The organism is Sphaerisporangium sp. NBC_01403 (assembly GCF_045040145.1).
GTDB classification, from domain to species: domain Bacteria; phylum Actinomycetota; class Actinomycetes; order Streptosporangiales; family Streptosporangiaceae; genus Sphaerisporangium; species Sphaerisporangium viridialbum.
The window spans coordinates 1,148,037-1,161,501 of sequence record NZ_CP109534.1 but is presented as its reverse complement, the minus strand read 5'-3'; the positions used below and the strand labels follow the sequence as shown (position 1 = coordinate 1,161,501).

Genomic DNA, 13,465 nt, shown 5'->3' with positions numbered 1-13,465 from the left:
TCAATATCGAAGGGATGATCGCAATGGCGACGACACGTACCGCGACGACCCAGTGGAAGGGCGCGCTGCTCGACGGCTCGGGCACCGTCTCGCTCGACACCTCGGGGGTCGGGACGTTCGACGTCTCGTGGCCCTCGCGCGCCGAGCAGGCCAACGGCAAGACGAGCCCCGAGGAGCTCATCGCGGCGGCCCACTCGTCCTGCTTCTCGATGGCTCTGTCGCACGGGCTCGCCCAGGCGGGCACGCCGCCGCAGCAGGTCGAGACGAAGGCCGACGTGACCTTCCAGCCGGGCGAGGGGATCACGGGCATCGTCCTGTCCGTGCGGGCCCAGGTGGCCGGCATCTCCGCGGCGGACTTCCAGACCGCCGCCGAGACCGCCAAGGCCAACTGCCCGGTCAGCAAGGCCCTCGCGGGCACCACCATCACGCTGAACGCCGAGCTGATCGGCTGACGACCCGTCCCGGCCCCCGCGTGCGACGTCACGCGGGGGCCGTTTCGTGTTGTTTGTACTGTTTACCTGCTGTTTGCGTGTTATATAGTGATTTATCGGGTTCGTGTCGCACTGGCGGGTGCGAGGCGAGGTCTATCCGATCATTACCCCTAGCGGGGCAAAAGATCTGGTAAATCAAACTCGCGGCCCTAATATCGACAGTAGAGCCGGGACGTAAGCATCCAGGGACGCGGCAACGGAGCCCTGACCAGAAAGGAGCTGACGGGGCACCGGGTCACGACAGGAAACACGACGCGATCGAGCTGCACCGCGGACCGTTCCCACGACCACAATGAGGCTACATGCGTGAGGTCTGGCCTGGAGAGCCGTACCCTTTGGGCGCCACCTGGGATGGAGCCGGTACGAGCTTCGCACTCTTCTCCGAGGTCGCCGAGCGGGTCGAGCTCTGCCTTTTCGACGACGCGGGCGCCGAGACCCGCATCGACCTCCCCGAGGTCGACGGCTTCGTCTGGCACGGCTATCTCCCCGGCGTCATGCCCGGCCAGCGGTACGGCTACCGCGTGCACGGGCCGTACGACCCCGGGAGGGGGCACCACTGCGACCCCGGCAAGCTCCTGCTCGACCCCTACGCCAAGGCGGTCGAGGGGGACGTGCACTGGGACAGGTCGCTGTTCTCCTACCAGTTCACCGACCCCGGGCAGCGCAACACCGACGACAGCGCCCCCCACATGCCGAAGAACGTCGTCGTCAACCCGTTCTTCGACTGGGGCAACGACCGCTCGCCCCGCACTCCGTACCACGAGACCGTGATCTACGAGGCGCACGTGCGCGGGCTCACCATGCGCCATCCGGACGTGCCCGAGGAGCAGCGCGGCACCTACGCCGGCCTCGCCCACCCGTCGGTGATCGAGCACCTGCTCAGCATGGGCGTGACGGCGGTGGAGCTCATGCCGGTGCACCAGTTCGTACCCGAGCACGCGATGGTGGCCCGCGGCCTCACCAACTACTGGGGCTACAACACGATCTCCTTCCTGGCCCCGCACAACGCCTATTCGAGCGCGGGACAGCGCGGCGGGCAGGTGCCGGAGTTCAAGTCGATGGTCAAGAGCCTGCACGCGGCGGGCATCGAGGTGATCCTCGACGTCGTCTACAACCACACCGCCGAGGGCGACCACATGGGGCCCATGCTGGCCTACCGCGGCATAGACAACGCGTCCTACTACCGGCTGCTCGACACCGACCGCCGGCTCATGCTCGACTACACCGGCTGCGGCAACTCCCTGAACGTCCGCTCGCCGCACGCGCTCCAGCTCATCATGGACTCGCTGCGCTACTGGGTCATGGAGATGCACGTCGACGGCTTCAGGTTCGACCTCGCCTCCGCCCTGGCCCGTGAGCTGCACGACGTCGACCGGCTGTCCTCGTTCTTCGACCTGATCCAGCAGGATCCGGTGATCTCGCAGGTCAAGCTGATCGCCGAGCCGTGGGACGTCGGCCCCGGCGGCTACCAGGTGGGCAACTTCCCGCCGTTGTGGACCGAGTGGAACGGCAAGTACCGCGACAGCGTCCGCGACTTCTGGCGGGGCGGCCAGTCGGTGCTGCCGGAGTTCGCCTCCCGCCTGACGGGCTCCTCCGACCTGTACGCCACGAGCGGGCGCCGGCCGGTCGCCTCGATCAACTTCGTCACCTGCCACGACGGCTTCACGCTGACCGACCTCGTCTCCTACGACCACAAGCACAACGAGGCGAACGCCGAGAACAACCGCGACGGCACCGACGACAACCGCTCGTGGAACTGCGGCGCCGAGGGGCCGGTCGAGGACCCGGCCATCGTGATGCTGCGCCGCCGGCAGCGCCGCAACTTCCTGACCACGCTGTTCGTGTCCCAGGGCGTGCCGATGCTGCTCCACGGCGACGAGCTGGGCCGCACGCAGCACGGCAACAACAACGCCTACTGCCAGGACAACGAGGTCTCCTGGGTCGATTGGTCCCTGCTCGGGTCCGAGTCCGACCTGCTCGACTTCGTCCGTACGATGTCCAGGTTCCGCAGGAAGCACCCGGTCTTCCGCCGCCGCCGGTTCTTCCTCGGGCGCATGCTGGAGGGCGACGTCCGCGACATCGTGTGGCTCACGCCGTCCGGCAAGGAGATGACCGCGGGCGACTGGCACAGCGGCTTCGGCAAGGCGATGGCCGTCTTCCTCAACGGCGAGGCGATCAGCGAGCCTGGCCCGCGTGGCCAGCGCATCAGCGACGACTCGTTCCTGCTGCTGGTGAACGGCCACCACGAGGACATCACGTTCACCCTGCCGGGCTCGGAGTACGGCCCGGGCTGGCAGCCCGTCCTCGACACCAACGACGAGGGCCCCTACGACCAACGCCCCTCAGGCGTGACCCACGAACCCGGCAAACCCATCACGGTCACCAACCGCTCAATGCAGATCCTCCGCTCAACCGCCAGGGGCTGACGGCTCACGCCGGTTGGTGATCACGCCCTCGCTCATTGACAGCGCGTGGGCGTATTCGACTCGGTGGCCGGTCAGACGGCACAGGAGTCGTGGCCGGCATCGGTTCCCCGCAGGGCCTCCAGTTCCTCGGCACGCTGCGCTTTCAGTCCCTTCCAGTCATCGCCGACGGTCAGCACCAGGCGAGCGGTGCCGGCGGTGGGAACGAGTTTCGGAGCGGCCGCCATCAGGTCCGCTCTGAGGGTGGAGACGCGGGCCGCCCCATTGGGGGAGTACAAGATGGTGGTGGCCGGGTATGGTCTTCGCGGGGCGTCGCCGATCTTGGCGATGTGGTAACCACGCTGCTCCAGGGCGGCGGCGACCTGAGTGGCCAGGCCGCCACGCTGGGTGCCGTTGCGCACCTCGATCTGGATCTTCGAGCGAGGCACCTTGCTCTGGCCGCCCTTGACACCCGCCCCTTGGAGGGTCTTGTCGCCGGCGACGACGCGAAACAGCGTTCGGGCCTGTGGTTGCACCCACTCGACCCGCCCGGGATGGGTGAGCGAGTAGCGCCAGGGAGTGGTGATGAAATGGATCTGGCCGGCTGCCAGCCCCTGGACGCTGTCGGCCAGGTCCTTCATCACGCTGGGAGTGAGGCCGGGGTCGGTCGTCACCGATTTGGTCGCCGCGTCCAAGAAGCCGAAGAGCCGAGCGGGGTCGGTGAGGGTCTCGCCGCTCATCACCTTTTTGATCATTGAGGCGACGAACATCTGCTGCCGCTGAATACGGCCGATGTCGGAGCCGTCCCCCAGGCTGTAGCGGGCACGCACATAGCCCAGGGCCTGCTCTCCCTTGAGCGTCTGCCGCCCTGCGGGCAGGCGCAGCAGCGCCTTCTTGTCGTCGATCGGTTCTGGCAAGCAGACCTGGACGCCGCCGACCGCGTTGACCATGCCCTTGAATCCGCTGAAGTCGACCTTGACGAAGTGGTCGATGTGGATACCGGTGAGCGTCTCGATGGTCTTCCAGGTGCAGGCGATGCCACCGGAGTTGAACGACTCGTTGATCATGCCAAGGTGCGGCCGCTGCCCTGGCAGATTTCCCTTCGCACGGCATGCGGGCAGCTGGACCAGCGAATCCCGCGGAAAGCTGATCACCATCGCGTTGTCACGCTTGGACGACAGGTGAGCGAGCATGATGGTGTCGGTGCGCTCGCCATCGATGCGGTGGCCGTACTTGGCGTTCTTGCCGTCCCGCTGGTCGGAACCGACGACGAGCACGTTGAGCGCGGTGGTGGAAGCCTTCGGCGGGCGGGTGGCGCCGAGCTCGTCGGCGGCGACATCGATGTGCTTGACGTTGCCGCTCAGCCGCACGTAGACGCCCACCGCGACACCGACGACGATGAGCACGATCGTCATCACGATCGCCAGGACCCACCGCAACCAGCGCCGCCTGCGGCCCTGTCGCGGAACTCCTGCGGGCGCGGAAGGGGGCGTGCCCTCAAGCCCGCTGGTCACGTGATCGTCCATGGGGACGAAGCCGGCGGCGCCGTCCATGGCCAACAGCCTCGCCGGACGGATCTCGGCCGTCGAACGTCGTTCACTAACACCTCATATAGCGGGCATGCGGACATGCCAGGGGCCATCTCAGAAGTCCCGACAAAATGATCCGGGCCGTATGCCCCGGGCGCGCTCATGGTCAAGCTGTGCGGTCGGCGCCGGCTCAGCTCACCCACATGCTGTGGGCGTTGAGCGCGCAGATGAACGCCCACAGCAGAATGGCCGCCAACCGGTGCGATGCCCTGCCGGATCCGATTCGCGGCTGCGCTTCCGCCATGCTCGCTCCCCTGCTGTCAGGGCTCAGTTGATGCCGCTCTGCGCGTGCGGCAGATCGGGGTCGGCGGCCACGATGGGGCGAGGAGCGGCCCCTCGTCGCGCCTCTGGCGGCACGTCGGCCTTGGTGGTGTCATCTGTCATGGCCGCGGTCTCGTTCTTGAGAATGCGCAGGGACTTGCCCAGGGCGCGGGCCGCGTCCGGCAACTTCTTGGAGCCGAACAGAAGGATCAGCGCCAGCGCCAGGACCAGCAGATGGCCAGGCTCGAGTCCGTTGCGAAGAAGCATGGTGCTTTATCCCTTCCCGCCTCGCCGGGACGCGTCTCGCCGCGCCCGTCGCTTGCTGCATTGCGCAACTATACAACCGATAGCGGGCGTCCGCGGAGCAGCATGCCTGAAGGCACTCACCACAGCGCCGAACCCTACGAGCCGTCCGCAGTCCGCAGAACGCGTACATCTAGCCGCCGACGGTCACAGTGGTCCATCACCGACATTCTCGGCCGCGGCTACGCCGGTTCCTCCGCCGTGATCGCAGCGCCTTCGGTTCCTGACGGCTGACGGCAATGGCGGCTCGACCGGCCAGGACCTCTGTTCGGTCCTCTTCTTCGGCTGAGCAGCGCCAGCGCGCCACCGTACAGCACCACTACAACGGCGAGCAGCGCGTAGAACGTGACCGGCAGCGTGGTGAGACCGAGCGCGGGAGCGAGCGGAGACAGCGGCAGCAGCACGCCCACAGAGGCCAGGGCACCGGTTGCCGTCATGAGCGGGACAGAGACGCGCCGCCATGTCCGCAACAACAGCATCATCAGCGCCTGGGTGAGCAGGTTCTCGACGAACCACCCGGTGTGGAAGGACGATTGTCCGCTCGCTTGTGTCGAGCCGAGCACCACCGACCCCAGCACGGCGAATGTCGCCAGGTCGGCGATCGCGTTCAGCGATGCGAAACCGACGATGAAACGAAGCAGGCCCCGCGGCCGCAGCTGCGAAGGGCGCCGCAGTACGGCGGGATCGGCCCGATCGAACGCGAACGCGAGCTGAGCCGCGTCGAAGCACAGGTTCTGCACCAGGACCTGTGCCGGAAGCATGGGCAGGAAGGGCAGGAGCAACCCTGCGCCGAGCATCGCGATGACGTTGCCAAGGTTGGAGGACAGCGCGACACGCAGGTAGGTGATGATGTTGCCGGTACTGCGGCGCCCGACGAGGATCGCGTGATCAATCGCGGTGAGGTCCTTGGCGGCCAGGACCACATCGGCGCTCTCGCGCGACACGTCCACGGCATCACGCGGGCAGATGCCCACGTCGGCGGCCTGCAAGGCGGGCAGGTCGTTGACGCCGTCACCAAGGAAACCGGTCGTGCGCCCTGCCTCCCGTAGAACCCTCACGATCCGGGCCTTGTGCTCGGGAGTGCAGCGGGCGAAAACCGTGGCGCGTTCGGCGAGCTCGAACAGGGCCGCGTCGCCGAGGCCGTCGATCTGATCGGCGACGACCGCCACGCCGGGGTCGATGTTGAGATCACGGCAGATCTGCGCGGCGGTCGCGGGATGGTCACCGGTGAGGACCTTGACCGTGACGCCGCGACGAGCCAAGGCGGCGAGCGCGTCCGCGGCGCCGGGCGCGAGCGCGTCACGCAACCCGACGAAACCGAGGAAGGTCAGGCGATGCTCGTCGCCGGGGCCGTGATCGCGGTGGCCGGCGGGCCGCTCGGCAAGCCCGACGGCAAGCAACCGCAAGCCCTCCCCGGCCTTCTCCTCGGCGAAGCGGCGCAACCGATCCCGGGCGATGTCGTCCAGGCGTCCATCCGTACCCGCTGTGCGCACCTGGGTGCACCGTTCCAGCACGGCCTCGACGGCGCCCTTGACCACCAGCGTGTGCGAAGCCGTACGTCCGGGGCGGCGCACCACCGCACAGGAGATGCGGCGTACCGGATCGAAGGGCAGCGCGGCCACGCCCTCGTATTCATCCAGCTCCTCGGTGGCATCCAGAATCGCCTCGTCAAGGGCGTCCGGAGAAGGGAGATCGGCAAGCTGCAACGTCCACAGGCTGTTGACGGCCGCCCACCGGAGCACCTGCCGATCATGGCGGCCGTCCGCATCGACCGAACAGTCGACGACCGGGCGGTCCTGCGTGAGGGTGCCCGTCTTGTCGGTGCACAGAACCTCGATCGCGCCGAGATCGTGGAGGGCAGGAAGGCGTTTGACGATCACTCCCCTGCCGCGCGCGAGGGCGGCCGACCCTCGGGCCAGCGCCGTGGTGACCACGACCGGCAGCATTTCCGGTGTCAGGCCGACCGCCACGGCGACAGCGAATGGCAGCGCCTCCAGCCCTCGCCCGCGCAAGGCGACATTGACCATGAGGGCGAGCGGCGGGATGAGCAGCATGAACCGGACAAGACCCCAGGAGATCCCGTTCACCGAGCGATCGAACGCCGAAACTCGACGCCCCTGTGCCGGCTCCCGGTAGGCGCCGGCGAACTGGGTTCGAGCGCCAGTGGCGACGACGACCGCCAGAGCGCTTCCTGAGACGACGCTGCTGCCCTGAAAGCACAGGTATGGCAGGTCCAGCAGCGCTCCGGTGCGTGAAGGTGAATCGGCCGCGTGCTTGGCGACGGGCCGGGATTCACCGGTAAGCGCGGCCTGATGAACGGTGAGGCCACTCGACCGCAAGAGCCGCACGTCCGCGGGCACGAGATCACCCGGGCCCAGTTTGATCACGTCACCAGGCACCAACTGGTCGACCGGGATCTCCCGCGACTGCGGAGCGGCGTTCTCACTGACCCGTCGCCGCGCCGTCGCCGTCATGGGGAGCAACTCACGCAGAGCGGCCGCGGATCGATCGGCCCGGTACTCCCCGCTGGACCTCAGCACGCAGCTGACGACGACCAACACGACGATCACGCCGGCCGTGCCCCACGAGGCTATGGCCGCCGACACCAGCCCAAGGCCGAGCAGCACCAGCGTGAACGGATCGCGCATGCTGCGCCCCAAGCGCCACAGCCACGACGCCGCACGCTCTGCCGTTACCCTGTTCTCGCCATAGCGCAGCAACCGCTCCTCGGCCTGCGCCTCCGCCAGCCCGCGTAGCCCAGTCTCCAGTAGCCGCAGCACTTGGAGTCGTGTCAGCTTCGCCACATCGAGGATGGACAGGTGAGCGGGGCTCCCATCCTGCGAACCCAGGTCTGCGGAAGCCGTCTGAGCGTCAGCCGCCCAGACCACGGACGCGCCCCGATGACCCACGCTGGTCGGCTCGGCCGGCGAACCGTCCCACCAACCACTGAACCAAGGCGACCACATCCTGGTCGTCGACCAGGTACACCACCCGGCGGCCCTCGCGCCGCGACCGTACTAACCCTGCCAGCTTCAACTTCGTCAGATGCTGGCTCACAGCGGGCAACGCACCACCCACGCGTTCGGCGAGCCCGCTCACATCGCTCTCGCGCTGGGCCAGCGCCCAAACAATGTGCAGCCGCGCGGGCGAGGCCAGCAGCCCGAACGTCGCGGCAGCCTCGGCCAGCACCTCAACGGGCGGGTCGTTGAAGTCTCCGCCGCTCGTCGCCACTGTCGCTCTCCCGTTCGCCCGGGACCTGCCCTCGTCCCCGCAAGAGCCCAGTCTAGGCGCGCGAGGCTGTGATCCCGGTCAGGAGGCGCAGCGCGCTACCGCCCTCACGTGCTCGGCGGCGGCGCAGGGGAGATCATCGCTCGCAGGCCTGCCGCATCTCCGGGTCGGCATTCAATTGGGACGCCTCAGGGCCTTGTCGCGGGGCGTGTCGTTCGGAACCTGCTCGATATGCCGGGCATGTGAGCGAGGCCGGCTGAACCGCGGAGGAGGATCGTGCAAGGGGCGGCGAGGATTGTTCTACGATTTCCGCAGGTCACGGTGGTTGAATGGGGTCATCGGTTCTCCCGCGGAGCAGGAAAATGCCTGTCCGCCCGCGGATCCCATCACACCGCAAGGGTCATGGCATGAGGGAAACAGTACTTTTCGCCCGCGAGTTCCTGCGCAGTCCGCTCCGGACGGCCTCCCTGATCCCGAGTTCGGCCCGCCTGGTCGAGCGGCTCGTCGCCGCCGTGCCGGAGCGGGGCGAGCCCGTGGTGGTGGAGCTCGGTCCGGGCACCGGACCTGTCACCGAGGCGATCCAACGCAAACTGGCAGGCCGCGGCCGTCACATCGCGGTCGAAGTGAACGAGCGGCTCGCCACGCATCTGGTTCAGCGTTTTCCCCGCGCCGAGATAGTCACCGGCTCCGCCTGGGAACTGCCCCGCATCCTCGCTGACCGGGGCCTGCGCACGGCGGACGTGGTGGTGAGCAGCCTCCCCTGGTCGGCGTTCACCGGCCCGGAGGGCCGCGTCCTCGTACCGAAAATCGCCTCGGTTCTGTCCGAGAGCGGTGTGTACACGCAGTTCACCTACACCTGGACCCACTGGGCCCCTCCGAGCCGTCACCGGCTCGCGCAGCTGCGGCAGGCGTTCGAAGAAGTGGTCGCAAGCAGGACGGTGTTCCGCAACCTGCCTCCCGCCTTGGTGTATTCCTCCCGCAGGTCGCGTGTTCCGGCCGGTCAGTTCTCTGCGTCGGCAGTGGGCACCGCGAATCTGATCGCGTCCTGACTGGGTGGCGCGCCGAAAAGGCGCCGGTATTCTCGGCCGAACTGGGACGGGCTGTCGTATCCCACGCGGTATCCGATGTGCGCGATGTCTTTTGGATGTGCCGCCAGAAAAGCCGGGCCTCATGGAGTCTGATCTTCTTCTGGAACTGAATGGGACTCATTCCGGTGACGCCTGGAATTTCACGGTACTCGTACACGTACTCGCCGGTCCATCAATCCTTTCCGGCTCATGCGAAATCACAAAGAGGATCGTGCAAGGCTTCGCCACTTTTAGGCAAAAGCAATTCTCCGGCGGACTGGTCGAATGTCTGGAGTCTCTGAGGCTCTGCTGATCGGGGTTCTCTGTATTGAGGAAGGAGAAGCGGTATGAGGGACGGAACCCGCAGTGAGATACGTCTTCGCGTCAACGGCCTGACGCACCGTCTGAACGTCGATAATCGCAGAACACTCCTCGACGCGCTCCGTGAGGACACGGGCCACACAGGGCCGAAGAAGGGCTGCGACCGCGGACAGTGCGGCGCCTGCACGGTGCTCCTGGAGGGCCGGCGTGTGGTGTCCTGCCTGACGCTGGCGGTCGCCGCCGACGGCTCGGACGTCACGACGGTCGAGGGTCTCGCGCAGGACGGTCAACTGCGGCCGCTGCAGCAGGCGTTCGTACAGCTCGACGGTTTCCAGTGCGGCTACTGCACACCCGGGCAGCTCTGCTCCGCGGTCGGCATGCTGGCCGAGCACGCGGCGGGCTGGCCCAGCGCGGTCACCGCCGATGTCTCATCCGAGGGACCGGCACCGGAGTTGGACGCCGAGGAGGTGCGCGAGCGCCTGAGCGGCAACCTGTGCCGCTGCGGCGCGTACCCGTCGATCGTGCGCGCCGTGCTGGAGACGGCGTCCCGCGAGGAGGTGACGGGATGAAGGAGTTCAGCTACCAGCGGCCGAAGCAGGTCCGTGACGCCCTCGCCCTGGTCGCCGGCGACGACGGCGCCCGGTTCCTCGGCGGTGGAACCAATCTCGTCGACCTGATGAAGGACGGCGTCGAGACGCCCACCCGGCTGGTGGACGTGCGCCGGCTGCCGCTGGACGGTGTCCGCGAGGCACCCGACGGAGGACTCGTCATCGGCGCCACGACGACCAACAGCGACGCGGCGGCCCATCCCGAGGTGCGCCGCCGGTATCCGGCACTCACCCAGGCCGTGCTGGCGGGCGCGTCGGGGCAGCTGCGCAACATGGCCACGGTGGGCGGCAACCTGCTGCAGCGGACCCGGTGCGGCTACTTCGCGGACCCCTCGCAGCCGTGCAACAAGCGCAGCCCCGGCAGCGGCTGTTCCGCGATCGCCGGAGAGCACCACAACCACGCGATCCTCGGCTGGTCCGACCACTGTGTGGCCACCCATCCCTCGGACATGACCGTGGCCCTGGCCGCGTTCGACGCGGTCGTGCACTACGAGACCCTGGACGGGACCCACGAGATCCCGCTGTCCGAGTTCTACCTGCCGGTCGGCGAGACCCCGCAGCGGGAAACGGTGCTGCCCCCGGGCGCCCTGATCACCGCGGTCACCCTGCCGGCCGCCGCGGCGTCCCCGCGTTCGCGCTACCGCAAGGTCCGCGAGCGCGCGTCGTACGCCTTCGCCAACGTGTCCGTCGCGGCCGCGCTGGACGTCCACGAGGGCATCGTCAAAGGCGCCCGGATCGCGCTCGGCGGCCTCGCCTCACGGCCCTGGCGCGCCCACGTCGCCGAGTCCGCCCTGCGGGACGCTCCCGCCACGGCCGACCGCTTCGGTGCCGCCGCCGACGCGGAACTGTCCGCCGCGCGGCCGCTGCGCGACAACGCATACAAGGTCACGCTGGCGCGCAATCTCGTCGAGGCCGTCCTGACCGAGCTCGCCCACCGGGCCGAGTGACGAAGCGGTCCCGTCACACGCCCTGAAGGAGATCCACGCATGAACGCGTTCTCGACCAGCGCATCGCCGGCACCGGCCGGGCACCCGGCCTCCGGACCGGCCACCGCCCCGTTGGCCGGCACGGCGGAACCGCCCCCGGGCGCCGTGGGCACGGCGCGGCCCCGCATCGAGGGCGCGGGCAAGGTCACCGGCAGTGTGCGCTACGCGGCGGACGAGCCGATGCGCGACCTGGCCCACGGCTGGGTCGTCACCTCCACGGTGTCCCGCGGACGCATCCGCGACATCGACACCTCCGCCGCGCTGGCCATGCCCGGCGTGCTGGGCGTGATCGACCACCGCACCGCGCCCCGGGTCAACCCGCAGGCGGCGGGCTTCTTCGGTACGGACGGCGGCCTGCAACTGCTGCAGGACGAGACGGTCCCCCACGCCGGCCGGCCGATCGCGCTGGTGGTGGCCGAGACGCCGGAGCAGGCCCGGGCGGCGGCCCTGGCGCTTTCGGTGTCGTACGACGAGGAACCGCACGACACGGACTTCTCACTCGACCACCTGGCGGCCAGGCCGGCATTGCCGCTGTTCGGCGAGGACGCGAACGTCGGTGACGTGGACGCGGAACTGGCCGCGAGCGCGGTGGTCGTCGACGAGCGGTACCGCACGCCCGAGGAACACGGCAGCGCCATGGAGCCCCACTCCGCGACCGCGTGGTGGGAGGACGGGCGCCTGCAGGTCATCGACTGCAACCAAGGCCCCTTCCTGGTCGCCCAGACGCTGGCCGCGCTGTTCTTTCTGGACCCGGAACAGGTGCGCGTCCGCGCCGAGCACGTCGGCGGCGGTTTCGGCTCCAAGACGCTGTGCGGGCCCCACCTGATCCTGGCCGTGATGGCCACGACGCTGCTGCGGCGGCCCGTCCGCGTCACCCTGACCCGCAGCCAGGTGTTCCAGACGATCTCGATGCGGCCGGCGACCGACCAGCGCGTCCGGATCGGGGCCGACGCGGACGGCCGGCTGCGGGCGATCGACCACACACCGGCCTTCGAGCTCTCGCCGCTCGCCGAATACCTCGAATACTGCACCGAACTCACCAAGACGCTCTACGCCGCCCCCGCGATCCGTACCCGGCTCACCGCGGTCCCCCTCGACATCCTGCCGCCGTACTCGCTGCGCGGACCGGGTGCGACACCTGGTTCGTTCGCACTCGAATCCGCCATGGACGAGGTGGCGGAGCGGCTGGGCATGGATCCGCTCGAACTCCGGCTGCGCAACGAACCCGCCGTCGGCCCGGTCTCCGGTCTGCCCTTCAGCCGCCGCAATCTCGTCGCCTGTCTGCGGGAGGGCGCGCGCAGGTTCGGCTGGGCCGCACGCGACCACCGCCCAAGGACGCGCCGGGAGGGACATCTCCTCGTCGGCACCGGGCTGGCGGCCACGTCGTTCGGCGCGGGCGCGCTGCCCTCCTCGGCGGCCATCACCGCCGAGCCGGACGGCACGTACACCGTGGCCGTCGGCGCCTCCGACATCGGAACGGGCGCGCGCACCGCGCTGACCGCGGTGGCCGCCGAGGCATTGCGGGTCGATCCCGGGCGGATCCGCATCCTGATCGCGGACAGCGACCTCGGCCCCGCGTGGAGCGCCGGCGGCTCCCGGGGGACAACCTCCTGGTCCTGGGCCATCACCGAGGCCGCGCGGAAGCTGCTCGCCCGGTCCGACGATCCGACACGGCCGCTGACCGTCTCGGCGGAGACCAGCGAGTCGCTCAGCAGGGTGCCGCCCAAGGAACGGCACTCCTACAGCGCCGTGTTCGCCGAGGTGACCGTCGATCCGGCCACCGGCGAGGTGCGCGTACGGCGCCTGCTGGGCATGTTCGCCGTCGGCCGCGTAGTCAACCCGCTGCTGGCCCGCAGCCAGCTCGTCGGCGGCATGGTCACGGGCCTGTCCATGGCCCTGCACGAGGAGGGCGTACGGGATCCGGTCACCGGCCGCCACGTCAACGGGGACTTCGCCGGCTACCACATCGCCGCACACGCCGACGTACCCGACGTCGAGGCCGACTTCGTGCCCGACTACGAACCCGGCGACCCCTCGGGCATCAAGGGCGTCGGCGAGATCGGCACGGTCGGCACCGCGGCCGCGATCGCGAACGCCGTCTGGCACGCCACCGGCCGACGCCAGCGGATCCTCCCCATCCGTCCGGACCGCGTGCTGGAAGAAAGGCCTGAGTGGTGAGCCGACCGCGAGAAAGGGCTCCCGGACCGAT

General features: G+C 68.9%; 10 protein-coding genes. 6 read left to right on the top strand and 4 right to left on the bottom strand.

Going from position 1 to position 13,465, the window contains the following annotated elements; genetic code table 11:
• Positions 1-23: 23 nt before the first annotated feature.
• Together OG589_RS04965 and glgX are read left to right on the top strand one after the other, a co-directional pair.
• A complete protein-coding gene (locus OG589_RS04965; protein WP_405146556.1) occupies positions 24-452 on the top strand; it encodes an OsmC family protein in 429 nt (142 codons plus the stop codon).
• Between the two features lie 341 nt (positions 453-793).
• Positions 794-2,917 (top strand): glycogen debranching protein GlgX, encoded by a 2,124-nt coding sequence (gene glgX / locus OG589_RS04960; RefSeq protein WP_405146555.1) that lies wholly within the window; start codon positions 794-796, stop codon positions 2,915-2,917.
• Between the two features lie 71 nt (positions 2,918-2,988).
• Here the strand turns inward: glgX and OG589_RS04955 are convergent, their stop codons facing one another.
• The 4 genes from OG589_RS04955 to OG589_RS04940 all read right to left on the bottom strand — a co-directional run bounded on the left by OG589_RS04955 (position 2,989) and on the right by OG589_RS04940 (position 8,277).
• On the bottom strand, positions 2,989-4,308 hold the full coding sequence (locus tag OG589_RS04955) for an LCP family protein (protein ID WP_405146553.1): 1,320 nt from the start codon (positions 4,306-4,308) through the stop codon (positions 2,989-2,991).
• A gap of 441 nt (positions 4,309-4,749) precedes the next feature.
• Positions 4,750-5,010, bottom strand: coding sequence for a Sec-independent protein translocase subunit TatA (gene tatA / locus OG589_RS04950; protein WP_405146551.1), 261 nt, complete (start codon positions 5,008-5,010; stop codon positions 4,750-4,752).
• Between the two features lie 218 nt (positions 5,011-5,228).
• Positions 5,229-7,850 carry a magnesium-translocating P-type ATPase gene (gene mgtA / locus OG589_RS04945; protein ID WP_405146549.1) on the bottom strand — a complete coding sequence of 874 codons (2,622 nt, stop codon included), beginning with the start codon at positions 7,848-7,850 and terminating at the stop codon, positions 5,229-5,231.
• A gap of 67 nt (positions 7,851-7,917) precedes the next feature.
• Entirely contained in the window at positions 7,918-8,277 is a 360-nt protein-coding gene (locus OG589_RS04940) for an ArsR/SmtB family transcription factor (RefSeq protein WP_405146547.1), read from the bottom strand.
• Between the two features lie 404 nt (positions 8,278-8,681).
• Between OG589_RS04940 and OG589_RS04935 the strand changes: the two genes are divergently transcribed.
• The 4 genes from OG589_RS04935 (at position 8,682) to OG589_RS04920 (ending at position 13,434) form a co-directional block, all read left to right on the top strand.
• Positions 8,682-9,323 (top strand): class I SAM-dependent methyltransferase, encoded by a 642-nt coding sequence (locus OG589_RS04935; protein WP_405146545.1) that lies wholly within the window; start codon positions 8,682-8,684, stop codon positions 9,321-9,323.
• 365 nt (positions 9,324-9,688) lie between these two features.
• A complete protein-coding gene (locus tag OG589_RS04930; RefSeq protein WP_405146544.1) occupies positions 9,689-10,231 on the top strand; it encodes a (2Fe-2S)-binding protein in 543 nt (180 codons plus the stop codon).
• Complete coding sequence (locus OG589_RS04925) at positions 10,228-11,217, top strand: FAD binding domain-containing protein (RefSeq protein ID WP_405146542.1); 990 nt, start codon at positions 10,228-10,230, stop codon at positions 11,215-11,217. The genes OG589_RS04930 and OG589_RS04925 overlap by 4 nt, the downstream gene beginning before the upstream one ends.
• A gap of 39 nt (positions 11,218-11,256) precedes the next feature.
• Positions 11,257-13,434, top strand: a complete 2,178-nt coding sequence (locus OG589_RS04920) for a xanthine dehydrogenase family protein molybdopterin-binding subunit (RefSeq protein ID WP_405146540.1) — start codon at positions 11,257-11,259, stop codon at positions 13,432-13,434.
• The last annotated feature ends 31 nt before the right edge of the window (positions 13,435-13,465 follow it).

Bases quoted from the DNA above. Each gene is read 5' to 3' on its own strand.
- OG589_RS04965 (WP_405146556.1), top strand. From the start codon at position 24: ATGGCGACGACACGTACCGCGACGACCCAGTGGAAGGGCGCGCTGCTC.
- glgX (WP_405146555.1), top strand. From the start codon at position 794: ATGCGTGAGGTCTGGCCTGGAGAGCCGTACCCTTTGGGCGCCACCTGG.
- OG589_RS04955 (WP_405146553.1), bottom strand. From the start codon at position 4,308: ATGACGATCGTGCTCATCGTCGTCGGTGTCGCGGTGGGCGTCTACGTG.
- tatA (WP_405146551.1), bottom strand. From the start codon at position 5,010: ATGCTTCTTCGCAACGGACTCGAGCCTGGCCATCTGCTGGTCCTGGCG.
- OG589_RS04935 (WP_405146545.1), top strand. From the start codon at position 8,682: ATGAGGGAAACAGTACTTTTCGCCCGCGAGTTCCTGCGCAGTCCGCTC.
- OG589_RS04930 (WP_405146544.1), top strand. From the start codon at position 9,689: ATGAGGGACGGAACCCGCAGTGAGATACGTCTTCGCGTCAACGGCCTG.
- OG589_RS04925 (WP_405146542.1), top strand. From the start codon at position 10,228: ATGAAGGAGTTCAGCTACCAGCGGCCGAAGCAGGTCCGTGACGCCCTC.
- OG589_RS04920 (WP_405146540.1), top strand. From the start codon at position 11,257: ATGAACGCGTTCTCGACCAGCGCATCGCCGGCACCGGCCGGGCACCCG.